The following is a 23,206-nucleotide window of genomic DNA, read 5'->3' as shown; positions in this document are numbered from 1 at the left end:
TACCAGGGGAGCGGGGGCGTGAATGGGCTTCTTCTCGGACGATCCGGTGGATGGTGCCGACGGCAGTTCGGACGAGCTCGAGCGACGTGAGTACTCGGGACATCTCGTCCGGCTGCTCGGAAAGGTGTCAGCAGAAAGCGACTCCAGTGTCCTGGCGATCATCGGGCCGTGGGGCTCAGGTAAGTCATCGATCCTCGCCACCTGCCTGACCCTGCTCCGCGAGGACGAGAACTGGAGCGTGGCGGAGTTCAACCCGTGGGCGTACTCCGACCTGGATTCGATGCTCCTCGGCTTCTTCTCGGAGCTGTCGGCGGCGTTGCCGGAATCCGAGCAGCCAAAGGAGATTCGCAAGAAGATCGGCGGGTTTGTCGAGCGGATCAGCCCGGTGGGCAAGCTCGGAGGTCTGGTCGGTATCGATGCGGAGTCAGCGCTGTCGGCGGTCGCCCAATGGGTTACAGGAGACGGCAGCGCGAGCGCTGAACGGCGTAAGTTGGAGGAGACGCTCCGGTCCACGGCCCAGCCGATCCTGGTGGTACTCGATGACTTGGACAGGCTGTCGCCGGCCGAGCTCCTCCTCGTTTTCAAGCTGGTGAGATTCCTTGGCCGCCTTCCGTACGTCTATTACCTACTGGCCTATGACGAGAAGACTCTCATCGACGTACTGTCACTCACCGAACTGTGTGGTGGCAGCGCGGATCGTGCGCGCGACTATCTGGAGAAGATGGTCCAGGTCCGACTGGACATCCCTCCGCTCCGGGCCGTGCAGGCCAAGAGGTTTCTCCTCTCGAGATTGGAGCAACTGGCCGACGATCTTGGTCTGACCGTTGATCTCGGCCCCGACTCACGCTTCGTCGGAGCCTACGAGAACGGGCTGTCGAGCAGGCTGGTGACGCCACGATCGATCAATCGCTATCTCGCGCAGGTCGATGCGCTGTATTCCGCGGTGCGCGATGAGGTCGATTTCGTTGATTTCTGTGTTCTGACCTACTTGCGGACGTTCGAAACGCCGCTGTACTCCATGTTGTTTCGGCTGCGGTCGGAGGTTGCCATCGACACCGTGCGCGTGCCGATGCACGGCGTCGAGTTCGATGGGTCACGCTGGGCCGATGTGGTGGCCGGGACGAGGCCGGATTCGGAGCCGGCCGACGTCGAGGGGCTGGTTGCGGTGCTGGCGACCCTCTTTCCCGTCGTGGCGTCCATGAAGTCGGAAGGGCGTGTCGACAGCCGGATGCTGGCGGAGGTGGCGGCGCGGAGAGGGGTCGGTCACTCGGACTACTTCGATCGGTACTTCTCCTTCGGTGTCCCCGGTGACGACCTGGCCGACTCGGAGATCTCCGAAACGTTGAGCCAACTGGGTGACCTGGACCCGTCCGATCCTTCGGTGCGGCGGCTGAAGGTCTACCTCTACGTCGATCGGGCGCGTGCCGCACGGAAGATCTGGCTTCGCCGCTCAGCCGATCCGGACAACATGTCGGCGCTGGTCACGTTGCTGGGCGGCATGTACGTCGAAGGGTCCGACGAGTCGTCGGAGGGCGCCGGCCGGCGCCGGACCTACTGCGATCTGGCCAGCCGATTTACCGCGGAGCTGTCCGAGGGAGATCTGCTGTCCCTGGTCTCCGGTCTCGACGACGCGGTCGGATGGCTGCTTTTTGGTTGCCAGATGGGATTGCGCGATGCTTCTCCTCGTTCCGTGCTGGCCGACAAGATCAACCGGTTCAGCTCGCAGCTGCTGGGCCAGGGTTTTCTGGAGACGCCACTGGATGTCAAGCATCTGGTCATGGCCTGGGCCCACCTCGATGCGCCCGCTTGCCGGAGCTGGGTCCGGTCGGCGACGTCCGATGGGGGATGGGATGACCTGGATATTGCCGGTTGGTGGATCACGACCAAAGAGCGTGGATCCGAGACCGTCCTCGACTCCTTCCCCGAGGAAGACGTGGAGCGACTTCTGGGAATTGACTACCTGATCGAGAAGTATGCGGAGCCGCTGAACGATGCCGGTCTGGAGCAGCGGGACTTCGCGAACACAGCGGAGGGTCGACGGGCCGCTGTTCTGTATTCCTTGCGAACTTTGCGCGACAGGAGGCTGAGGCGTGAGGAGGAGCCACCGCCCGTGTAGTCAGCACGGGAGGGCGTGGAAGGTGTATCCCTGGCGGGTCAGTTGGGTGAGGGCGCTGTCCAGGGCCGCGACGGTTTCGGAGCGGTTGCCGCCGCCGTCGTGCATCAGGATGATCGCGCCCGGGCGGGCTCCCTGCAGGATCGCTCGCTCGATCTTCGCCGTACCGGGCTTGGACCAGTCCAACGTGTCGACGTCCCACAGCACCTGGCGCTGGTGGTACGACGCCGCCACCGCCGCGACTTGCGCGTTCGTCTCCCGGAACGGTGGCCGGAAGCACTTCGACCGCACCCCGGTCAGGATCTCCTGCCGCATCTTGGCCGCCGGGAGCGTGGTCAGCATCTTGTGGTCCCAGGTGTGGTTGCCGATCCGGTGACCGGCGGCCCGGGTGAGCGCGACCAGGTCGGGATGCGCGGCCGCCTCCCGGCCGAGGACGAAGAACGTCGCCTTGGCCTGGTGTTTCGCCAGCACCTGCAGGACCTTCGGTGTCCATTCCTTCTGCGGACCGTCGTCGAAGGTCAGGTAGAGGACCTTGCCGTGTTTGGTCAGGTTCCAGTCGTCCGGCGTGGCCGTGGTCGACGTACGGTGCTGCCGCGGGCGCTGCTGTTGTTGTTGCTTGCGCGGCCCGGCCGGAGCCGGCTGATGGACGGCCGGAAGGGCCAACGGCGCATGCGCCGATGCCTTGACGGCAGGGGCTGCACTGGTGATCGGGTCTTCGGCCGGTTCGGCGGCCTGGGCGAGGACGGCACCGCAGAGGAGGGCGGCGACCAACGGCAGAAGCTTGCCGGGCGGCTTGGTCATGAGCGGCATCTTCTCGTGTCCTGCGGTTCAACCTGGGCATCGGGTCGGGGTGTGTCGGCCGTATCGTGTGCGGTCCAGGCCGGTGATCCCGGCCGCGACGACCCGGTGAGGCGGACGAATGAGCGGTGAGCGGACGACGATGACGAGACGAACAGTGATCGGCGGCGCGGCGGCGCTGGCCGCGGCCGGCTTCCAGACAGTTCCCGCGTACGCCGGACGCGAGAAGACCGTCCGGCTGACCGTGATGGGCACCACCGACCTGCACGGCAACGTCTTCAACTGGGACTACTTCAAGAACGCCGAGTACGACGACGCCGCGCACAACGACATCGGGTTGGCAAAGATCTCCACCCTGGTCACCGCGGTCCGGGACCGGATCGCCGCCGACCAGCGCGCCCTGCGGCCACTGCTGCTGGACGCCGGCGACACTATCCAGGGCACCCCGCTGTCGTACTACTTCGCCAGGATCGAGCCCATCACCGGTGAGAACGGTACGGGCGGCCACCTGCACCCGATGGCCGCCGCGATGAATGAGATCGGGTACGACGCCGCAGCCCTGGGCAACCACGAGTTCAACTACGGCCTCGACATCCTGCGGAAGTTCCAGCGGCAACTGGATTTCCCGCTGCTCGGGGCGAACGCCGAGGACTGGACGACCGGTCTGCCGGTCTTCCCGCCGTACGTGCTGAAGCGGGTGCACGTGCCGGGCGAGAAGCCGATCACCGTCGGCATCCTCGGGCTGACCAACCCGGGCATCGCGATCTGGGACAAGGCCGTGGTCGAGAACAAGATCAAGTTCGGCGGCGTCGTCGAGTTGGCGAAGGTCTGGGTACCGCGGGTCCGCAAGGCCGGTGCCGACGTGGTGATCGTCTCCGTGCACTCCGGGATGGACCTGTCCTCGTCGTACGGCGACGCCCTGCCGGTGCCCGAGAACGCTTCGGCCCTGATGGTCGAGACCGTCCCCGGGATCGACGCCGTCCTGGTCGGACACGCGCACCAGGAGATCCCCGAGCGGTTGGTGACGAACAAGGAGACCGGCCAGCAGGCCGTGCTGACCGAGCCGCTCAAGTGGGGGATGCGGCTCTCGCTGATCGACCTCGACCTGCGCAAGGAGCACGGCCAGTGGAAGGTCGTCGGCCGGCATGCCCAGGTGCTGAACGCCAACACCGTCGACGCCGACCCGAAGGTGGTCGCCGTACTGCAGCAGGACCACGACACGGTGATCGAGTACGTCAACTCCAAGATCGGCACCTGCACGGAGGCGATGTCGGCCGCGACCGCTCCCTGGGAGGACACGGCCGCGCTGGACTTCGTCAACTTCATCCAGGCCGACGCAGTCGCGAAGGCCGTGGTCGGTACGCCGCAGGCCTCGCTGCCGGTGCTGGCGATCGCGGCGCCGTTCAACCGGGCGGCCGCGATCCCGGCCGGTGACGTCTCGATCCGCGACGTCGCCGGGCTGTACGTCTTCGACAACACGCTGCTCGCGGTGACGATGACGGGTACGCAGATCCGCGAGTACCTGGAGTTCTCCGCGCAGTACTTCAAGCAGATCACCGGCACCGGGCCGTTCACCTCCGACCAGGTCACCAACGCGCCGACGCCGACCGCGCCGATCGGGACGCCGGACTACAACTACGACATCCTCGGTGGGCTGACGAAGCCGCTCACGTACAAGATCGACATCGCGAAGCCGGTCGGTTCGCGGATCACCGACCTCGCGTACGACGGGGTCGCGGTGGCTGCGGACCAGCAGTTCGTCGTGGCCGTCAACAACTATCGCCAGTCCGGCGGCGGCAACTTCCCGCACATCAAGACGGCCCCGGTCGTCTACAACCGGCAGGTCGAGATCCGGCAGTTGATGATCGATTACGTGATCGCGACCGGTTCGGTCGACCCGTCCGCCTTCCACACCGGCGACTGGTCCCTGGTTTCCGGCGGTGCCCCCATCATCGTGAACCCCTGATGTAATCGAACGCCGTACCCGGACACAAACCGGGGTATGACGCGATCACTCACGATGACCCGCTCGGGGTCGGGGGAGGTCAGACCGATGTCCGAATCTCCCCCGGACCGTCTGGTCCGCTTCGAGAACCTGTTCACCTGCCACCACGACCCCGTCCTGCGGTACGTCGTCCGGCGCCTCGACCTCCGCGAGGACGCGGCCGACCTGGTGGCCGAGACGTTCCTGGTCGCCTGGCGACGGCTGGACGACGTACCGAAGGACCAGGCGCTGCCTTGGCTGTACGGCGTCGCGCGGCGCGTGCTGGCCAACCACCGTCGAGGTGAAACGCGGCGGCACGGACTGGCGGACAAGTTGCGTGACGACCTGCGGGCGACGCCGGCGGTATCCGAGCCGACCTTTGAGTTGCAGTACGTCGCCGAGGCGTTCCGGCAGCTGTCCGACGCCGACCGGGAGTTGCTGTCGCTGGTCGCGTGGGAGGGCCTCGACACAGCGCAGCTCGCCACGACACTCGGGTGTTCCCGCGGCACGGCCGCCGTACGCCTGCACCGTGCTCGCCGCCGCCTCGAACGGCTGATCGACCGCTCCACCTCCGGCCGAGTGACGGCCGTTCCAGCGCGAGGAGAACACTCATGAGCAAGCCAGACACTCTTGACCTGCTCCGGCAGCTCGACCCCGCCGCCGGTGACGATCCGGCCGCTGCAGTCGGTGAGACGACTCGCACGGAGCTGCTCGGCAGCATCACAGCGTCCGATCCATTTCGCGCCGGTGCTCAGGCTCGGCGGGCCCGCGGGGCAGTCCGGCGGCTGGTGCCGGTACTCGCTGCCGCCGCTGTCATCGCAGCCGTCGCGGTCACCGTCGTCCGGCTGCCGGGCGACTCACGGCAGGAGGCGCTCGGGCCGGCGCTGTCCTTCACCACCGAAGGCAAGTTCCTGAAGGTCCGCGTCGTCGATCCCGAGGCCGACTCGGCCCGCTTCAACAAGGAGTTCAAGGAGCACGGCCTCGACATCAAGCTCAAGCTGGTCCCGTCGTCGCCGTCCATCGTCGGTCAGCACACCGCGGCCGGCTTCGGTGCCGGCTCGGGGAACATCAAGACGACCGTCTACCCGGCAGGTTGTGACAACCCGCCGAGCTACCCGTGCGTGCCCGAGTTCACCATCCCGGTCAACTACAAGGGTCAGGCCGAGCTGTACATCGGACGGGCCGCCAAGCCGGGCGAGCGACTCGTCCAGAGTGGCCCGATCGACGGCCGCGGTGAGCCGCTGCAGGGGGTCAGGTACGTCGGCCAGACGGTGGCCACCGTGCTGCAAGTACTCGAGAAGCGCGGCTACACGGCCGAGTACCGCGTGACGGTCGGCGGCGTGAGCCAGTCGCGCAAGGCTGTCCCGCCGGGCTGGTTCGTCCGGAGCGGCTCCCTGGTCACGACCAATCACGCCATCCTGTTCGTGTCATCCACCAACCGCTGACAGCGCGTTGCCCGAGCTGATCATCAGCTCGGGCAAGTTCGGCAGAGTCCGCGGCCAGCGGCCAGGCGGATCGCGGCTCGAGGGAGCGAGCGATCTGCTCGGCTCTCGCGTCGTGCATCCGCTGGGCGGCAGCGCCGCCGTACGTCTCGGACCTGACGTAGGCCCACTGGCGTTCGTCCGCGTGGACGAAGTACCGGGACTCGCCGTTCGCACCACGGGCCTGCCACAGGTTCGGTTCGAGCTCCGCGCACTGCCTGACGGCGCCCTCGGTCAGATCATCGAAGCCGGTGCATGGCGTTTGGTCGGGCGCGAGGGTGCGGACGCTGACCTCGATGTCCGCGATCCGGGAACCGCCGGAGGTCGGCTCGAACACGGAGTAGTCGATGCCGGTGCTGGAGTAGCGCACGCTGTACGGCCACGTGCCGTCCAGGTCGGTCTGCAGCGGTCGCTCGAAGACGGCTTCGATCCGCTGCTGCTCCGACCACACCGTGCTCAGCTTCGAACCGGCGGGAAGCCCGGCGATCACCACAGCGCAGACCGCGATCAGGACGGAGGCGAGCGTCGGCCGACTCCACTGCCGGGGCTCGCCGCCGGCCGGCTGGTCAGCGAGCTGGGACGGCGCAGGCCGGTAGCAGCTGTTGACGACGGCGGCGCCGGCGAACACGACCGCGGCCAGGAAGACGAGCAGTTGAGCCTGCCCCAGCCCCAGCCCCCAAGCCGCCCGAACCAGCAACAGCAGCGCTGCCGCGGCACCGATACCGAAGATCGCTCCGACCTGCAGGCGGATCGACAGGACGAGAACGGTGATCGCCGCGGCGATCCCACCCACGACCACGCCGTACCCCAGGCCTGTCAGGAACGCCAGGCAATCCTCGTCGGCCAAGCACTCCCGCGACGACACGGCTGTCGCGATCACTCCGGTCACCACGCCGACCCCGATGCCGACTGCGAGGGCGGTGACGACGCTGAGGGCGGCCGCCGCTGGCCGACTGCGTTGCTTCACGGCAGCACGCTATTGGCCGCTGCGGGCCACCTGCCTGAGCAGAACTACTCGCCTGAGGTCTTGACCTCGGGAAAGGCTAAGTGATTTAGTCAGTTTGTGAGTTACTCAATTGGCGGGGCGCCACCCAGCCTGTCCGATCGGTTGACCGAGTCGATTCTCGAGATCATCCGGGCCGGCGGACTGGGTCCTGGGGACGCGATTCCGTCGGCCCGGGAGTTGGCCAAGCGGTTCGCGATCACGACGCCGACGGTGCGGGAGGCGCTGCGCAAGCTGGAGGCGACCGGGGCGGTGGAGTTCCGGCACGGCTCCGGGACGTACGTCGGGCCGACGATCAACAACGTCGTCCTGGCGAACCCGCACCGCCCGCCGATCACCAAGGAGTCGGTGCTGCAGCTGATCAGCGCCCGCCTGGTGCTCGAGCCGGCCATCGCCGCTCAGTCCGCCACCGCTCGGCAGCCGGAGAACCTGGAGCGGCTCGAGGCGGCGGTCACCAACGCGCTGGTCCCACCGGGCGGCCCCGCGTTCGCGCTGAACTTCCACATCGAGCTGGCCGCCGCCTCTGGCAATCCGTTGCTAGAAGAGGTGCTGGCCTCGCTGCTGAAGGTGCGGGTCCGCGAGCAGCAGCAGATCCGTGCGCTCTACGACAACCGCGAGCGCGATCACACCGAGCATCAGGCGATCACGGCGGCCGTCCGGGCACAGGACCCGGAGCGGGCCGAACGCCTGACCCGGGAGCATCTGGACAACATCCGCCGGGCTGTCGAGGCCGCCGACTTCCCGGAGCTCCCGTGAACAGCCGCTCTCCGGAAGAAGAGCGTCACCAGGTGGCGAAAAGTTTCCGCAGACTCGCGGAGCTGACGACCGACGAGGCGGCCGAGGCCGTCCTGCGGTCGCCGCTGGTGATCATTCCGGTCGGAGCGCAGGAACAGCATGGCGGCGGGATGGCGATGTCCACCGACACCGTGCGGGCCGTCGGGGTCGCCGAGCTGGTGGCCGAGCGGCTGGACGGTTCCGCCGTCGTCGCACCGGTCGTCCCGTACGGCGTCTCGCCGCACCACATGGCCTTCGCCGGGACCGTGACGTTGTCCCCGGCAACTTTCATGCACGTGATCCGGGACGTGGTCGCCAGCCTGCGGGAGCACGGCTGGCGGCAGTTCCTGGTCATCACCGGGCACGGCGGCAACAACGCCGCGCTGTCCGTGCTCGCGCAGGAGTACGTGCGCGAGGATCTCACCTTCGCCTGGACACCGATCACCTCCGTGGTGTCCGACCTGATCGTGGATGTCAGTGAGGTCCACGGGCACGCCGGCGAGGCCGAGACCGCCCAGATGCTGTATCTGGCCCCGGAACTCGTCCAGGCCGACGGCCTGGAACCCGGCGCCACCAGGCTCGACGAACTGACCACACCGGCCCGGCTGTCCCGGCAGGCGCGTGGACCGCGCCTGTCCGTCGGGTTCGACGCGTATCACAAGCGTGGCGTGCTGGGAGACCCCCGCCGTGCCACTGCCGAGGACGGCCGACTCCTGGTCGAGACGGCCGCCGACCGCATAGCCGCCTTCGCCGACGAACTGCTCTCGGCCTGACACATCCCCTTCACACTGGACCCCGCCCGGTCCAGGCGCGAGCCTGCCCGCCCGCAGGCCGCCTGCCCCTGAGGAGGCACCCTGATGAACCTCGCACGCCCGAGAACCCTCGGCGCACTCTTCATCACGGCCGGCCTGCTGACGATCGGGTTGCCGTCGGCAACCGCGGTCGCTCCGGCCGCCCGCAGTACCGGTTGCGGTAAGCAAGCACTCTCCACCGGCGACTACGAGGTGGTCAGCGGTGGTCTCACCCGCACCTACCGGCTGCATGTCCCGGATCGGTACGACGTGCGAACGGCGTACCCGCTGATCGTCGTGTACCACGGTCGTGGCAAGACCGGGGCGCAGACGGAAGCCTTCTCGGACCTGTCGAAGCTCGACGCGATCGTTGCCTACCCCAACGGTGTGATCGGTGACGAGAACAAGCAGGCGTGGCAGGGAGCGCCGTACTCGGCCGAGGGGGTCGACGACGTCAAGTTCACCTCGGATCTGCTCGACACCCTGGAAGGTTCGCTGTGCGTCGACACGAAGGCTGTCTACGCGACCGGCAAGTCGAACGGGGCCGGGTTCACCGCGATCCTCGCCTGTGAAATGGCCGACCGGATCGCCGCGATCGCTCCGGTGGCGGGTGCGTTCTACCAGCAGGGCAAGCGGTGCGCGCCGAGCCGGCCGGTGCCCGTGCTCGACATTCACGGCACCGGCGACACCACGATCCCGTACGGCGGTGACGGTCAGCGCGACCTGCCGAGTGTGCAGACCTGGGTCCGGGACTGGTCGGTCCGCAACCACTGCAAGCCGGACCCAGTGGTGTCGCAGCAGGGCGACGACGTACTGAAGTACTTCTACAAGGGTTGCGAGGCGGATGTCGTCCATGTTGCCGTCACTGATGGCGGGCACTCGTGGCCCGGGTCCGATGCGTCATCCGGGCCGGGCTACGTCACCCAGACGTTCGAGGCGCACGAGTTGATCGGTGCGTTCTTCCGGTCGCACAAGCTGAGGACCTGACATGACTACGACGACCGACACGAAGGAACTGCCACGCCTGGTCCGGGCGATGGCGGTGATCGAGCGGGTCGGCAACGCGCTGCCGCATCCGTTCTGGTTGTTCTGGATCCTGTCCGCGATCCTCGCCGTGGTGAGTGCGATCCTGGCCGCGCTGGACGTGTCCGTGGTGTCACCGAAGGACGGCAAGACGGTCGCGGTGCAGAACCTGCTGTCCGGCGACGGCCTGCAGATGGCGGTGTCGACCGCGATCTCGAACTTCGCCGAGTTCCCGCCGATGGCGACGATCGTGGTCGTGATCATGGGGGTCGCGCTGGCCGAGCGGACCGGGTTCCTGCAGGCACTGATGCGGGTGAGCGTGTCCCGGGTGCCGCAGTCGATGGTGGTGTTCGCGGTCGCGTTCGCCGGCACGATGGCGCACGTCGCGTCGGCCGCGGCGTACATCATCCTGGTGCCACTCGGCGGGCTCGCCTTCCGCGCGGTCGGCCGGTCGCCGATCCTCGGCATCGTGGTCGCGTACACCGCGATCGCCTCCGGGTACGACGCCAGCCCGATCCCGACCCCGAACGACGCGATCTTCGCCGGGATCACCACGGCGGCGGCCCGGACGGTCGACCCGGACGCCTACGTCTCGCCGCTGTCGAACTGGTTCTTCAACATCGCCTCGTCGGTGCTGCTCGCGCTGGTGATCACTCTGGTGACCAGGCTGGTGCTGAGCAAGCGGACCGACCTCGACGCCGATCCGGACGCGCCTGGTGACGATCCGGACCAGCTGAAGCTGTCGGAGGCCGAGCGCACCGGTCTGCGCCGTGCCGGGATCGTGTTCCTGCTCGCGGCCGTCGCCATCGTCGCCGTACTCGTGCCGCAGAATTCACCACTGCGCGGAGAGAACGGCAGCATCGTCGAGTCGCCGTTCCTCGACGGTATCGCGATGGTGGTCGCCGTACTGTTCGGGTTGGTCGGGATCACGTACGGCGTGACCGTGAAGGCGATCGAGACGGCGGCCGACGTACCGAGGCTGATGGCCGAAGGCATCAAGCAGATGGCGCCGGTGCTGGTGCTGTTCTTCGCGATCGCGCAGTTCCTGGCGTACTTCTCCTGGAGCCGGATCGGGGACCTGCTGTCGGCGGAGTCGGCCCGGGTGCTCGGTGACCTCGGCGCGCCGACGATCGTGATCTTCCTCGGCATCCTGGTGCTGCTGACGCTGATCAACGTGCTGGTGACGAGCGGGTCGGCGATGTGGTCACTGACCGCGCCGATCCTGGTGCCGATGATGCTGCTGCTGAGCGTCCCGGCCGAGACCACCCAGGCCTTGTTCCGGATCGCCGACTCGGGCTCGACCGCGATCACGCCGATGAGCCCGTACTTCGTGATGGCGCTCGGGTTCCTGCAGCGTTACCGCAAGGACGCCGGCGTGGGGACGCTGGCGTCGTACACGGTCCCGTTGGCGGTGTCGATGACGATCGCCTGGACGCTGCTGTTCCTGGCCTGGTGGGCGCTGGGGATCCCGCTCGGCCCGGGGGCTCCGGTCAGGTGACGGTGACCCCGGCGGCGCGCAGCTCGGACAGGGCCTGCTCGGTGGTCCCCTGGGCGACACCCGCGGTCAGCCCGGTCAGGACCGTCGTACCGAAGCCTGCCTCCCGGGCGTCGAGGGCGGTCGCGCGGACGCAGTAGTCGGTGGCGATACCGCACACGTCGACGTCGGTGACACCGTTCTCGCGCAACCAGTCGGCGAGCGTGCGGCCGTCCCCGTGGGACTTGCCTTCGAAGCCCGAGTAGGCGGCCGCGTACTCGCCCTTGTCGAAGATCGCGTCGAACGGCTGGGGGTCCATGTTCGGGTGGAAGCTGACGCCGTCGGTGCCGGCGACACAGTGCCGCGGCCAGGAGTGGACGAAGTCGGGCTCGACGGAGAAGTGGTCGCCCGGGTCGATGTGGTGGTCCCGGGTGGCCACGACGTACTCGTACTGCTTGTCCGCCGGGTCGGCCTCGTACCACTTGTGCAGCAGTTCGCCGATCCGGAACGCCACGTCCGCTCCACCGCTGACGGCCAGGCTTCCGCCCTCGCAGAAGTCGTTCTGCACGTCCACCACGATCAGTGCCCGGGCCATCGCGACGCTCCTTCTCCCAGTGTCCCTGTGCCCACGGTACAAGCGTGACCGCTTGTGCACGCCGAGCGCGCGCGGCGGGGTCCGCTTTCGACTCGGCCTGAGCTGACAGTTATCGTGTGGTGGCACATAGTCACAGCGCTTGAAATCACGGGTGGCGAGGCGGGGGATTGTTGATGAAGAAGGCAGTTCTGGCGGTGGTCACCGCCGCGGCCGTGGTCGCGGCGGCGCTGGTGCCATCCGGCCGGCCGGTCGAGGCGGCAACGCCCGGATTCGGCTCGGCCGTGTCCGCGGTCAAGCAGGTGTCGTGGCAGACCAACGACAGCGTGAATGCGGTCGCGGTGGCCGGAAACACCGTGTTCGCCGGCGGTCTGTTCACCCGGATCCGGCCGCCCGGCAATGCGGTGGGTCAGGGCGACGCGGCCCGGACCTACCTTGCGGCGTTCAACCGGAGCACCGGTGCGCCGACGAGGTTCGCGCCGAAGCTCAACGGCTCCGTCTGGAGTATCGCCACCAGCCCGGACGGCAAGTGGGTCGTGATCGGTGGAGACTTCACCAGCGTCAACGGCCAGTCGCGCAAGCGCGTCGCGCTGTTCAGTGTCGCCACCGGCGGCCTCGTGGCCGGCTGGGATCCCGCGGTCAACTTCCGGGTCGCGGCGCTGGCGATCACCGGCAACACCGTCTACCTGGGCGGCTCGTTCGGCAAGGTGGACAGGGCGGTCCGCAACCGCCTGGCCGCGGTCACCCTGAACACCGGGGTACTCCTGCCCTGGGACCCGGACGCGGACGACGACGTGCACGCGATCGACGTGTCGGACGACAGCAAGCGCGTCTTCGTCGGCGGCGGCTTCGAGACCTTGCAGGGCGAGCCGCATCATGCACTGGCGATGGTGAACACCACGACCGGCGCCGCCTACGCGATGCCGGCCGCCGCGGTCATCCCGGCGAAGACACCCGACTGTGACAGCCGGGTCAAGGATATCGACACGCTCGGCAACAAGGTCTTCGCCGGCAACGCGGGCTCCGGTTCCGGCTGCTACGACGGCATGATCGCCGCCGATGCGACGACCGGCAAGTTGTTGTGGCAGAGCAAGTGCCTGGGCGCGACCGAGGCGGTCAAGGCGATGGGCAACTGGGTCTACAAGGGTTCGCACGCGCACGACTGCAGCCGGGACGGCGGCTTCCCCGACAAGACCGGTATGCACCATCTGCTGGTCCACAGCGCGCTCAACGGCAAGCTGGGCCCGTGGTACCCGAACACCGATGCGGGCGGCGAGACCCTGGTCGGTCCGCTGGCATTCGCGTCCGGCGGCAACGACCTGTGGGCGGGCGGTGACTTCACCGAGGTGAACGGCGTACCGCAGCAAGGCCTGACCCGGTTCACCAACGCTCCCGGCGGTGCCCGGCCGGGTCTGCCCGCGGCACCGAAGGTGTCCAGCACGCGGGTTCACCGGGCGACGGTCAGCTTCCCGACGGTCGTCGACGTGGACAACATCTCGTTGACCTACACGTTGTACCGCGGCAAGACGAAGGTCGGGAGCTGGACCCGCTACTCCTACTCCTGGACGAAGCCGACCGTGACGACGTTCGCCGACTCCGGCCTGACGAGCGGCCAGTCGGTCGCCTATCGCGTCGAGGTGACCGATGGCCGCAACGTCAGGAAGAGCGCGGTCGCCGCGGTCCGGATCCGTTAGGCCGGGAGCAGGTGGCCGCCGGTGACGCGGAGGATCTCACCCTGGATCGCGGTGGTCCGGGGTGAGGTGAGGAACAGGATCGCGGCGGCGACATCGGTCGTGTCCGGCAGTTTGCGCGCGCTGAACGTCGTCGCGATCTGATCGAGCGCGGCCTTCGGGATCACGTGGTGCTCGCCGTTCTGCAGCGTGATCCCGGGCATCACGACGTTGACCAGCACGCCGTCCTGGCCCAGATCGTGCTGGAGACTCGCGACCAGGCCGTGCAGCCCGGCCTTCGCGGCGGCGTACGGCCAGGCACCGGCCATGCCGCGCTCGGCCAGGTCGGTCGAGATCAAGACCAGCCGGCCGTGCTCCGACTGCCGCAATGCCGGCGCCGCCTGCTGCACCAGGTGGTAGTTGCCCTCGAGGTTGGCCCGCATCACCGGCACCCACCAGTCGGTGGTCCCGTCCTCGATCTTCACCGGCCGCTCGTGGAACCCGGCGTTGCCCCAGTTGACCGCGTTCCCCACCACCACATCCAGCCCGCCCCACCAGCTGATCACGGCGGCCACGGCGGCCGCGATCGTCTCCGGCTCGTTCAGATCCATCGGTACGACGTACGCCGTACCGCCGGCCGCCTCGATCTCCTCGGCCACCCCCTCGGCCACGTCCTTCTGCGAGTTGTACGTGATCGCGACCTTCGCGCCCTCGCGTCCGTAGCCGATCGCCGCCTCGCGCCCGATTCCCGACGACCCGCCGGTCACCAGCACCGCCGCATCTCTCAACCCCAGTTCCATGGCGTACCCTTCATGTAGTTAGTCGGCTAATCACAAAACTTAGCCGCCTAACTAACTCCAGGCAAGTGAACTTTTCTCCTGCCGGTCGGATCCACCTGGTGAGCGGACTATTACCGGGGTTGGGCCGCTACCGCCGCCGCGGTTGGACCAGGCCTGATTCGTAGGCTGCGATGACCAACTGGGCGCGGTCGCGGGCCTGGACTTTGGCGAGCAGGTGGCCGATGTGGGTCTTCACAGTGCCGTGGCCGACGTGCAGGTGGTCGCAGATCTCCTTGTTGGACAGGCCGCGCGCGATCAGCGACAGCACGTCGCGCTCCCGCTCGGTCACTCCATCGAGCCCGTGCAGCGGCGACTGGCCGGGCTCGGCCAAGCGGGCGAACTCCGCGATCAGCCGGCGGGTGATGGACGGGGCGAGCAGCCCTTCGCCGGCCGCGACGACTTTGATTGCCTGGAGCAACTCCGCGGGCGGTACGTCCTTCAGCAGGAATCCACTCGCGCCGGCCCGCAGAGCGGCGTACACGGAATCGTCCAGATCGAACATCGTCAGGATCAGCACGCGTACGCCATCCGTCTCGGGTGATGCGCACAGTTGCCGGGTCGCCTCGATCCCGTCGAGCCGCGGCATCCGGACATCCATCAGTACGACGTCCGGCCGGTCCCGCCGCGCGAGTTCGACCGCCTCCACCCCGTCCGCGGCCTCGCCGACCGTGACGAGGCCGGGGGTCGTGTCGATCAGCACCCGGAAGCTGCCGCGCAACAACGCCTGATCGTCTGCCACCAGGACGCGGATGTCGCTCACGCACTCACTCCGGCCCGCTGGTACGGCAGTCGTACGACGACCTCGAACCCGCGGCCAGATCGCGGCCCGGCCCGGAACGAACCGTCGTACATGCTCACCCTCTCCCTGATCCCGATCAACCCATGCCCTTCGGTGACGGCCCCACCCACCCCGTCGTCGGTCACTTCCACCTGGACGGCGTACGCGTCGCCAGAAACGTGCACTCGGCAACGACTCGCTCGAGCGTGTCTGGTGACGTTGGTCAGACACTCCTGGACGATGCGGTGGACTGTCAGCCCGACCGCCTCCGGTATGGGCTCGGTCACCTCCACGACGAACTCGACCTGGACGCCGGTGGACTCGATGCGCGCGGCCAACTCGGGGAGTGCGGACAGTCCGGCGGTCGGCGGTTCGTCCATCGTACGCAGGAGGCTGAGCATGTGGCGTAGCTCGACCAGTGCGTCGCGGCTCGTGGTCTCGATCACCGACAATGCGTCGGAAACCTCTTCCGGCCGGACGTGCAGGACGTGGTTGGCGACGCCGGCCTTGACCGCGATCAGGCCCATGCTGTGGGCAACGATGTCGTGCAGTTCCCGGGCGATCCGCAGCCTTTCGTCCGATACGGCCTGCTTGGCCAGGGCCCGCGCCGCCTGAATCGCGGCCGCTCGCCGGTCCCTCACTACGCGACCGAGCATCCAGGCGCCGTACATCCCGGCCATGCCGGACAGCACGAGCACGACCTCCGTCGAGCCCTCCGTCGAGCCTCCGGTGGTGACGGCGAAGAGGAGTACGACGAGACCAGTCGCGCCGGCCGTGCTGATCAGGCGACTGGTTGCCGGGGGAGGTGATGGCGCACGCGTGAGGCCGACGACGTACAGGACGTATGAAGCGGCGAGTAGTGGGTCGCGGAGTGCGTGGATGGCGACGGCCGCCACTGAGAGGACGAGCACGGCCGCGAGGGCGGGCAGTGGCCAGATCCGTCGTACGGCGACCGGTATGGCGAGGGCTACTGTCAGGAGGACGGTCCACGGTGGCAGGTCCGAGGGGGTCATGAACGCGAGCAGGACGGCGTACACGACAGCTACTAGGCAGTCGGCGGCGATCAACTGCCGCCGGGTCAACGCGGACTCCGTCACCCACCGAACCTAACCGACCGGCCACCTCGTCACATCGGACCCAGGTCTGTCGGCCTGCCGTCCGATGTGCACCTCGCTGATCCGCGACAGCGTGGGCGGCATGCTCAAACTACTCACGATCGGCGCGCTCGCGCTGAACGCGATCACAGTGCCCGCCTCGGCTGCGCCGAGTCTGGATTGGGGTGAGTGCCCCGGCGGTCCCGGCACGGTCGGCATCGAATGCGCGTCGCTGCAGGTCCCGGTCGACTGGGGTAAGCCAGGCGGTCGGCAGATCACGCTGATGCTCGGCCGGTTGCGGTCAACTGCCGCCAAGGCGCAGGGCTCGGTGACGGTCAACTTCGGTGGTCCGACCGGTAACAGCATCGACCTCATGCGCTCGTACGGCGGCGGTCAGGCGTTCGCGGGCCTGCGGCAGAAGATGGACATCGTCACGTGGGATCTGCGCGGCGGGCCGAACACGCCTGGGCTGAGTACGAACCTGCCGTGCGAGTGGAAGGGTGTCCGCCTGCCGCGGCTGCCGCGCGATCAGGCCTCCTTCGATCGGCTCGCGGCTGCGAACCGGGCGGCGGCGGTGCAGTGTCAGGCCAAGGATCCAGAGCTGTTCGCGTCGATGGACTCGGCCAGTCACGCCCGGGATCTGGAGGCGATCCGGAAGGCCCTCGGCGAATCACAGGTCAACTTCTACGGAGCGTCGTACGGGGGCTTCCTGGCGCAGGCGTACGCCAGGCTCTTTCCGCAGCGAGTCCGCACGATTGTCCTCGACGGCACCTGGAACCACAGCGCGGCCGACTGGGATCGCGAGCTGAACCAGCTGGCCCGTGACGTCGACACCTTCATGGTCCGCTTCTTCAACTGGTGCCGCACCGAGGCTTCCTGTTCGGTTGACCCGGCAACTTGGAAACGCGTGGTGGCTCGGGCGAACCGCGATCCGCTTCCGGCGGGCAGTACGACGTACGACGGGAACGAGATCCGCAAGCTCGGGCTATACCTCGCGCGTGGCGGGCCGGCGTCGTACGGGCGACTGGCTGAAGCGATCAAGAAGGCCGCGGCTGGCGACGCTTCCGGGTTCACGCCTGCGCCGCCCAACCAGCCGTTTCCGGCCGCGCCCTCGCCTGGCGTCGTCGAGTGCACCGACTGGCCCCACCCGGCCAACCAGCGTGAGCTTCAGCGGCAGGTACGGCGGATGGAGGCGGCAGCGCCGTACACGGGCCTCGCTGGGACGATCGCGTACGCCATGCTGTCATGCGTCGGCTGGCCGATCCCGGTGCAGAACCAGCCGGCCGCACTGCCGATGGGTCTGCCGCCGTTGGTGATGGCGGGCAATTGGAGCGAGTTCGACTCGGCGTCGCGGGTGATCGCGCAGGTGCCCGGCAGCGGCTCGATCTACCACGACGGGCCGGGGCACACGCTCTACCTGTCGAACGAGTGCGCCCGGACGAAGATCGACGCCTATCTGGCCGACGGCGTGGTGGTCCCGGCTCCCGGCACTCGCTGCTGACCATGGGTGCGCGAGTTCCGCCTCCACGGCGAGCGCCGAACCTGACACCAGCCTCAGGAATCGAGTCGACCCGCCCCGGAGGCCCAACCGCGCTCGACCAGAGACCGCCCAAGGCTCTGCGCAGTCGCCAGACTCTCCACCGGAAATGAAACCAGCACCGCAACACTCACCCCGAACCCCTTCCTGCACCACCGAAACACGCTGGTTCGTTTTCCACGGGCGGCTGCCACTGGCGGAGCAGGGCAGCAAGGCTTCCGGGATGTGGTGGTCGAACAATCCGCTTGGCCGGATTGGGCCGGTGTAGTTATGGTGCGGGGGAGTCGAGACCTTGTAGGAGTTGGGGATGCCCGGTCAATCGGGCACGCGCTGACCTGAACTGTCATCGCGTGCTGCTTTCGGTGTAGCGGCACGGTTTCTCCTGCCCGGATTCGGGCTGTCTCGAAGGACTCCTCGTGTCGCTGTCGTCGCGCGCGCCCAGCCTGTGGGCGGATCGTGATTTCCTCATGCTCTGGATCGGTCAGAGCGCCTCGTTGCTCGCCACTCATGCCAGCCAGGTGACGTTGCCGCTGGTCGCGGTCGTCTCGCTCGGTGCCGGCGCCGCGCAGCTGGGTGGACTCCGGGCCGCGCAGCAATTACCGATCCTGTTGTTCTCACTGTTCGTCGGCGTACTGGTCGACCGCTGGCGAGCCCGCACCATGATGGTGTACGCCGACTTCGGCCGAGCCGTCCTGCTCGGGCTCGTCCCGATCGCGTGGACGCTCGGACTGCCCTTCCTGTACGTCGTTGCCTTCGTCAGCGGAGTGTTCAGCGTGTGCTTCGACGTCGCGTACCAGGCATCGTTCCCGCGACTCGTCCGACGCGATCAGCTTGCGCAAGGCAACAGCATCCTGGAGAGCAGCAAGTCGGCCGCACAGATCTCCGGACCCGCGCTCGGCGGCGGCCTCGTGTCGTTGCTGACAGCACCTTTCGCCGTACTGGCCAGTGCCTTCTTCTTCGTGATCTCGTTCCTGTCGATCTGGCGCATCCGCGGCCTCGACACGGCTCCGGTCGCTCCGTCCGGCGGCGTACTGCGACAGATCCGGGATGGGCTGAAGGTGGTGGTGGACGATGGTTCGCTCCGGGCGGTGGCGATCGCGACCTGCGTCTACCAGTTCTTCTTCACCGCCCTGATGACCGTGTATCTCCTGTTCCTGTCCCGCTCGCTGGAGTTGCCTGGCGCTGCCATGGGTATCGTCCTGGCCGCGTTCGGGCCGGGTGCGTTGGTCGGCTCACTGCTCTCCGGCTGGATGCCCCGCTGGTTCGGCTACGGCCGCGTGGTCGTGTTCGCCGCACTCATCTCCGACCTGGTGATGCTCTGCACGTCGTTCCTCCACGGCTCCGGTGCCGCGACGATCGCCGCGCTGATCGCGATCAACTTCCTGTACGGCGTCTTCAGCCAGACCGTCGACGTCGCCGTCATGGCCATCCGCCAGGCGGTCACACCGCAGGCGATCCAAGGCAGAGTCGTTGCCACCATCAACTTCCTGGGCCTGGGCCTGACGCCTCTCGGCGCCTTGCTCGGGGGACTTGCTGCCGGACTCATGGGGATCCGTCTCGCCCTGACCGTCGCCATCGCAGGTCTGTTCCTCTCTCCGCTGAGCCTGTCTCTCTCCCCGCTGCGGCGGTTGGGCAGTCGCCTCCCCTCGTGCTCCTGACGCCCCGGGTGTCTCCTTCTGCCGGCCTACATCAATCGGCACCAGTTGCGCACGGATCTTGTGTTCTGTGGACAACCTGGGGACAGTATCTGTGGACAGAAATCCCTTAAAAATAACGGGATTCCTGGTTTGAGAACTGTCGGTGGGGATGCCTAGGGTGGTCGCCATGGAGATCCTCGGCGAACGACCCGCCTGGTCGATGACCGGCAGCGAGAAGCTGTCGCGCCTCGACGCGGCCGTCGCCGAGATCAACAGGTTGAAGACCTACTACCTCCACCTCGTCGGCGACCTCGACGCCTCCGGCTACGCCAACGACATCGGCGCCGGCGACACCGCCCGGTTCCTGTCCACGCGCTACCGCGTCGACGCAGTCGAGGCACGCCGCGACCTTCGCCTCGCCAAATCCCTGGCCAAGTACCAGGCCATCGCCGCCGCCCTCCCCGACCCCGCCACCCCATTCCCCGGGCCGCCCACCGCCGACGTACCCGCCAACCCCGACCCCGACGACACCGACCAGAGCGATGATCCCGGCCAGGCCGATGACGCCGACCGTGCCGATGGCACCGACCAGGCCGTTGACGCCGACCAGGCCGTTGACGCCGACCAGGACGATGACGGCGGCACGGTCGATGGGGCCGACAGCAACAAGCAGACCGAACGGGGTCGCCCGATGCACCCCGCCCAGGCGGCTGCCATCGTGTCCGCCCTGGAACGGGTCCCCGACACTGTCCCGGTGGAGAACCTTGACGCCGCCGAACGCCAACTCATCAACCTGGCCCGCACCTTCACCCCCAGCCAACTCCGCCACGCCGCCCACCGCATGCGCAACATCCTCGACCCCGACGGCCCCGAACCCGACGAAAACCGCGCCTACCACCGCGAATCCCTGACCCTCAAACCCGCCGACAACGGCGTCAAGTTCGGCGGCTACCTGGCCAACGAAAACGCCGAACTCCTCCGCACCCTCATCCACAGCGGCGCCAAACCCCACAAAACCATCGACGGCCACCCCGACCCCCGCCCCCGCGACAAACGCCAAGCCGACGCCCTAACCACCCTCCTCAACACCGCAGCCACCATCACCCACACCACCGCGACCAGCACGACAACCAGCACCGCTGGCCGCGGTACGACGACCAGCACCGGCGGCAACCACAGCACGACCGGCACCACCGCCAACCGCAGTGCCGCGGCCCCCGGTGACCGCAGCACGGCGAATGCCGCCGGCGACCGCGGCACGGGAAATACCTTCCCCGCCGACCGCCCTACAGTCGGCGAGCCGAGGGACGATCACGACTCGGCCAGCCACCTCGGCGAACCCATCCGCCCCAGCACCTCGACCGGCGCAAACGCCCGCACGGATGGACCTCCTGGACATCGCGACAGCTCCAGCACCGCTGGCAACTCCGACCAGCGCGCCCGTGGAGACCTGCCACCGGTCGACAGCCCTGCCGCTCACGATGCGCCCGCTCACGATGCGCCCAGTCACGAAGCGCCCAGTCACGAAGCGCCCAGTCACGAAGCGCCCAGTCACGAAGCGCCCAGTCACGAGGCATCGACTCACGACGGGTCGAGTCGAGATGCGTCAAGTCAAGACAGGTTCGGCCAATACATTCCCGGGCACGGCCCGAAAGCCCACCTCACCATCACCATCGACTACCACGCCCTCAAAGCCGCCACCGCCGACGCGACCGGCCAGACCGTCTTCGGCGACGACCTGTCCGCAGCCGCCGTCCGCCGCCTGGCCTGCGACGCCCAAGCCATCCCCGTCGTCCTCGGCACCAAATCCCAACCCCTCGACGTCGGCACCACCAAACGCCTCATCACCGCACCCATGCGACTCGCACTCAACGCCCGCGACCGCGGCTGCGTCGTCTGCGGCGCCCCACCCATCCAATGCGAAGCCCACCACCTCGTGCACTGGATCGACGGCGGGACCACCTGCGTCTCCAACCTCGTCCTACTCTGCAAACGCCACCACATCGACCTCCACACCGGCCACTGGCACATCCAAATCATCGACCACGTCGTCCACGTCACCCGCCCCGGCTGGGCCAACCCCGACCCCATCCCACCCAACAAATACAGACCACCTCACCACCACGACCCAACCAACAACTCCCCAGACACCGCCGCACGCCCCTGGACGCCCACCACCACCCGACACCGCGAAACCACACCAGACGCCGCCCGCCAGGCAATCTGGGGCGACCCCACCCCACCCACCGAACCTGGCCCCAGTCCGCTGTGATCCCCTCCATACAACCCCTGGAGCGACGAGCCCCTCTCCAAGCCCTCAACCGATCAAGTCGTCCGGACCACCACCGGCGGAGGGTGAACCCTGGCTCCGTATCGCCCAGCCGGGAAGCTCTCAGCCGATCGGGCCGTGTGGATCGCCAGCGGCTGTCGGTGACTCCAGGCTTGGTATCGCTGGCCGGTAAGCCGTCAGCCGGTCGGGTCGTGTGGACCGCCAACGGCAGCCGGTGACCCCTCGCCCCGTACCGCCCAGCCGCCAAGCCCTCAGCCGATCAGGTCGTGTGGACCACTACCGGCGGCGGGTGACTCCTCGCCTCGTATCGGTGGCCGGTTAGCCCTCAGCCGATCGGGTGGTGCGGACCGCTGGCGGCAGTCGGTGAGCCCTGGCTCTGTGTCGCTGGCCGGTGCGCCGTCGACCGGTCAGGTCGTGTGGACCGCCAGCGGCTGCCGCTGAGCCCTCGCCTCGTACTGCTCGTCGGCAAGACTTCAGCCGGTCGGGTCGTGTGGACCATCAGCGGCAGTCGGTGAGCCCTGGCTCCGTATCGCTGGCCGGTAAGCCCTCAGCCGATCGGGTGTGTGGACCGCCAGCGGCGCTGGTGACCGCTCGCTCCGTGTCGTTGGCCGGTGAGTCGTCAGCGGATCGGGTCGTGTGGACTGCCAGCGGCTGTCGGTGAGCCCTCGGCCCGTGTCGCTCAGCCGGCGAGGTCTCAGCTGATTGGTGGGTCCCACTCGGTCTCGCTGGGGCTGTCTTCGTTGGCACGGTTGGGTCGTAGCCTGGCGCGATGAGGCGAATCCTGGTGACGGGCGTATCAGGCGTTGGCAAGTCGACGGCGGTGGAACGGCTGGCCGGGTCGGGCTATCGGGCGGTCGATCTCGATTCGTCTGAGTGGTCGGAGTGGGTGGACAGCGCGGATGGTGAAGGCCCGTCGCCACTGCAGCCGGGGAAGGACTGGGTATGGCGGGAGGATCGGGTCCGGGAGTTGCTGGCCGAGGACGGGCACGGGGTGCTGTTCGTTAGCGGATGTGCGTCGAATCTGGGGAAGTTCAGGGACCGCTTCGACGGCGTCGTGCTGCTGAGTGTGGCGGCCGATGTGATGGCCGAACGCCTCGCTCATCGAACAACGAACAGCTACGGCAAGCATCCGGAGGAGCTGGCCCGAAGCCTCGAGTTCAAGGAGACGGTCGAGCCACTGCTCCGAGCCACCGCGGATCTCGAGCTCGACGGGGCCGCCCCACTCGACCAGGTGGCCGCGGCGATCGTCCAGTTCGCCGGCGTCATCCGCTGACCCCCGCGTCATCCGCTGAGCCCGGCGTCGTCCGCTGAGCCCGGCGTCGTCCGTT

At 67.9% G+C, this 23,206-nt stretch carries 19 protein-coding genes; 13 read left to right on the top strand and 6 right to left on the bottom strand.

Features of this window, described 5'->3' with window-relative positions; all coding sequences use genetic code 11:
* Positions 1 to 22: 22 nt before the first annotated feature.
* Positions 23 to 2,116, top strand: coding sequence for a KAP family P-loop NTPase fold protein (locus EV652_RS21900; RefSeq protein WP_132211047.1), 2,094 nt, complete (start codon positions 23 to 25; stop codon positions 2,114 to 2,116).
* Here EV652_RS21900 and EV652_RS21895 read toward each other — a convergent pair whose 3' ends face one another.
* Positions 2,117 to 2,914, bottom strand: coding sequence for a polysaccharide deacetylase family protein (locus EV652_RS21895; protein WP_132211046.1), 798 nt, complete (start codon positions 2,912 to 2,914; stop codon positions 2,117 to 2,119).
* Between the two features lie 139 nt (positions 2,915 to 3,053).
* Here EV652_RS21895 and EV652_RS21890 point away from each other — a divergent pair, with 139 nt between their 5' ends.
* From EV652_RS21890 to EV652_RS21880, 3 genes are all read left to right on the top strand, one after another.
* Entirely contained in the window at positions 3,054 to 4,877 is a 1,824-nt protein-coding gene (locus EV652_RS21890; RefSeq protein WP_199238327.1) for a bifunctional metallophosphatase/5'-nucleotidase, read from the top strand.
* An 87-nt stretch (positions 4,878 to 4,964) separates the two neighbouring features.
* Positions 4,965 to 5,510 (top strand): RNA polymerase sigma factor, encoded by a 546-nt coding sequence (locus EV652_RS21885; RefSeq protein ID WP_132211044.1) that lies wholly within the window; start codon positions 4,965 to 4,967, stop codon positions 5,508 to 5,510.
* Positions 5,507 to 6,340 carry a hypothetical protein gene (locus tag EV652_RS21880; RefSeq protein ID WP_132211043.1) on the top strand — a complete coding sequence of 278 codons (834 nt, stop codon included), beginning with the start codon at positions 5,507 to 5,509 and terminating at the stop codon, positions 6,338 to 6,340. Before EV652_RS21885 ends, EV652_RS21880 begins: the two co-directional genes overlap by 4 nt.
* On the opposite strand, the gene EV652_RS21875 is transcribed toward EV652_RS21880, so the two are convergent.
* Positions 6,294 to 7,343: a hypothetical protein gene (locus EV652_RS21875; protein WP_132211042.1), complete on the bottom strand. Its 1,050-nt coding sequence runs from the start codon at positions 7,341 to 7,343 to the stop codon at positions 6,294 to 6,296. The two genes, EV652_RS21880 and EV652_RS21875, sit on opposite strands and share 47 nt — an antisense overlap.
* A gap of 96 nt (positions 7,344 to 7,439) precedes the next feature.
* On the opposite strand from EV652_RS21875, the gene EV652_RS21870 reads away from it, so the two are divergent.
* The 4 genes from EV652_RS21870 to EV652_RS21855 all read left to right on the top strand — a co-directional run bounded on the left by EV652_RS21870 (position 7,440) and on the right by EV652_RS21855 (position 11,465).
* Complete coding sequence (locus EV652_RS21870) at positions 7,440 to 8,135, top strand: FadR/GntR family transcriptional regulator (RefSeq protein WP_242001910.1); 696 nt, start codon at positions 7,440 to 7,442, stop codon at positions 8,133 to 8,135.
* A gap of 32 nt (positions 8,136 to 8,167) precedes the next feature.
* Entirely contained in the window at positions 8,168 to 8,926 is a 759-nt protein-coding gene (locus EV652_RS21865; protein WP_132211041.1) for a creatininase family protein, read from the top strand.
* 84 nt (positions 8,927 to 9,010) lie between these two features.
* Positions 9,011 to 9,931 carry a CE1 family esterase gene (locus EV652_RS21860; RefSeq protein WP_132211040.1) on the top strand — a complete coding sequence of 307 codons (921 nt, stop codon included), beginning with the start codon at positions 9,011 to 9,013 and terminating at the stop codon, positions 9,929 to 9,931.
* Position 9,932: 1 nt separating this feature from the next.
* Positions 9,933 to 11,465, top strand: a complete 1,533-nt coding sequence (locus EV652_RS21855) for an AbgT family transporter (RefSeq protein WP_132211039.1) — start codon at positions 9,933 to 9,935, stop codon at positions 11,463 to 11,465.
* Here EV652_RS21855 and EV652_RS21850 read toward each other — a convergent pair.
* Positions 11,458 to 12,036, bottom strand: coding sequence for a nicotinamidase (locus tag EV652_RS21850; protein ID WP_132211038.1), 579 nt, complete (start codon positions 12,034 to 12,036; stop codon positions 11,458 to 11,460). The genes EV652_RS21855 and EV652_RS21850 overlap by 8 nt on opposite strands.
* A 173-nt stretch (positions 12,037 to 12,209) precedes the next feature.
* On the opposite strand from EV652_RS21850, the gene EV652_RS21845 reads away from it, so the two are divergent.
* On the top strand, positions 12,210 to 13,727 hold the full coding sequence (locus EV652_RS21845) for a WD40 repeat domain-containing protein (RefSeq protein ID WP_132211037.1): 1,518 nt from the start codon (positions 12,210 to 12,212) through the stop codon (positions 13,725 to 13,727).
* On the opposite strand, the gene EV652_RS21840 is transcribed toward EV652_RS21845, so the two are convergent.
* The 3 genes from EV652_RS21840 to EV652_RS21830 all read right to left on the bottom strand — a co-directional run bounded on the left by EV652_RS21840 (position 13,724) and on the right by EV652_RS21830 (position 16,417).
* The gene (locus tag EV652_RS21840) at positions 13,724 to 14,503 is read right to left on the bottom strand and encodes an SDR family NAD(P)-dependent oxidoreductase (RefSeq protein ID WP_132211036.1); all 780 of its coding nucleotides are present in this window, start codon (positions 14,501 to 14,503) and stop codon (positions 13,724 to 13,726) included. The genes EV652_RS21845 and EV652_RS21840 overlap by 4 nt on opposite strands.
* Positions 14,504 to 14,630: 127 nt before the next feature.
* On the bottom strand, positions 14,631 to 15,302 hold the full coding sequence (locus tag EV652_RS21835) for a response regulator (RefSeq protein WP_132211035.1): 672 nt from the start codon (positions 15,300 to 15,302) through the stop codon (positions 14,631 to 14,633).
* Complete coding sequence (locus EV652_RS21830; protein WP_132211034.1) at positions 15,299 to 16,417, bottom strand: sensor histidine kinase; 1,119 nt, start codon at positions 16,415 to 16,417, stop codon at positions 15,299 to 15,301. The genes EV652_RS21835 and EV652_RS21830 overlap by 4 nt, the downstream gene beginning before the upstream one ends.
* A gap of 100 nt (positions 16,418 to 16,517) precedes the next feature.
* On the opposite strand from EV652_RS21830, the gene EV652_RS21825 reads away from it, so the two are divergent.
* The 4 genes from EV652_RS21825 to EV652_RS21810 all read left to right on the top strand — a co-directional run bounded on the left by EV652_RS21825 (position 16,518) and on the right by EV652_RS21810 (position 23,151).
* Positions 16,518 to 17,915 carry an alpha/beta fold hydrolase gene (locus tag EV652_RS21825; protein ID WP_158441216.1) on the top strand — a complete coding sequence of 466 codons (1,398 nt, stop codon included), beginning with the start codon at positions 16,518 to 16,520 and terminating at the stop codon, positions 17,913 to 17,915.
* Between the two features lie 452 nt (positions 17,916 to 18,367).
* Positions 18,368 to 19,609 (top strand): MFS transporter, encoded by a 1,242-nt coding sequence (locus tag EV652_RS21820; RefSeq protein WP_242001909.1) that lies wholly within the window; start codon positions 18,368 to 18,370, stop codon positions 19,607 to 19,609.
* 166 nt (positions 19,610 to 19,775) lie between these two features.
* Positions 19,776 to 21,860 carry an HNH endonuclease signature motif containing protein gene (locus tag EV652_RS45360; RefSeq protein WP_242001908.1) on the top strand — a complete coding sequence of 695 codons (2,085 nt, stop codon included), beginning with the start codon at positions 19,776 to 19,778 and terminating at the stop codon, positions 21,858 to 21,860.
* A gap of 787 nt (positions 21,861 to 22,647) precedes the next feature.
* Positions 22,648 to 23,151: an AAA family ATPase gene (locus EV652_RS21810; protein ID WP_132211032.1), complete on the top strand. Its 504-nt coding sequence runs from the start codon at positions 22,648 to 22,650 to the stop codon at positions 23,149 to 23,151.
* Positions 23,152 to 23,206: the final 55 nt, after the last annotated feature.

The organism is Kribbella steppae, assembly GCF_004342025.1.
Classification (GTDB): Bacteria; Actinomycetota; Actinomycetes; order Propionibacteriales; family Kribbellaceae; genus Kribbella; species Kribbella steppae.
This window is presented reverse-complemented; position numbering and strand designations above follow the sequence as displayed.

Bases quoted from the DNA above. Each gene is read 5' to 3' on its own strand.
- EV652_RS21900 (WP_132211047.1), top strand. From the start codon at position 23: ATGGGCTTCTTCTCGGACGATCCGGTGGATGGTGCCGACGGCAGTTCG.
- EV652_RS21895 (WP_132211046.1), bottom strand. From the start codon at position 2,914: ATGACCAAGCCGCCCGGCAAGCTTCTGCCGTTGGTCGCCGCCCTCCTC.
- EV652_RS21890 (WP_199238327.1), top strand. From the start codon at position 3,054: ATGACGAGACGAACAGTGATCGGCGGCGCGGCGGCGCTGGCCGCGGCC.
- EV652_RS21885 (WP_132211044.1), top strand. From the start codon at position 4,965: ATGTCCGAATCTCCCCCGGACCGTCTGGTCCGCTTCGAGAACCTGTTC.
- EV652_RS21880 (WP_132211043.1), top strand. From the start codon at position 5,507: ATGAGCAAGCCAGACACTCTTGACCTGCTCCGGCAGCTCGACCCCGCC.
- EV652_RS21860 (WP_132211040.1), top strand. From the start codon at position 9,011: ATGAACCTCGCACGCCCGAGAACCCTCGGCGCACTCTTCATCACGGCC.
- EV652_RS21855 (WP_132211039.1), top strand. From the start codon at position 9,933: ATGACTACGACGACCGACACGAAGGAACTGCCACGCCTGGTCCGGGCG.
- EV652_RS21850 (WP_132211038.1), bottom strand. From the start codon at position 12,036: ATGGCCCGGGCACTGATCGTGGTGGACGTGCAGAACGACTTCTGCGAG.
- EV652_RS21845 (WP_132211037.1), top strand. From the start codon at position 12,210: ATGAAGAAGGCAGTTCTGGCGGTGGTCACCGCCGCGGCCGTGGTCGCG.
- EV652_RS21840 (WP_132211036.1), bottom strand. From the start codon at position 14,503: ATGGAACTGGGGTTGAGAGATGCGGCGGTGCTGGTGACCGGCGGGTCG.
- EV652_RS21825 (WP_158441216.1), top strand. From the start codon at position 16,518: ATGCTCAAACTACTCACGATCGGCGCGCTCGCGCTGAACGCGATCACA.
- EV652_RS45360 (WP_242001908.1), top strand. From the start codon at position 19,776: ATGGAGATCCTCGGCGAACGACCCGCCTGGTCGATGACCGGCAGCGAG.
- EV652_RS21810 (WP_132211032.1), top strand. From the start codon at position 22,648: ATGAGGCGAATCCTGGTGACGGGCGTATCAGGCGTTGGCAAGTCGACG.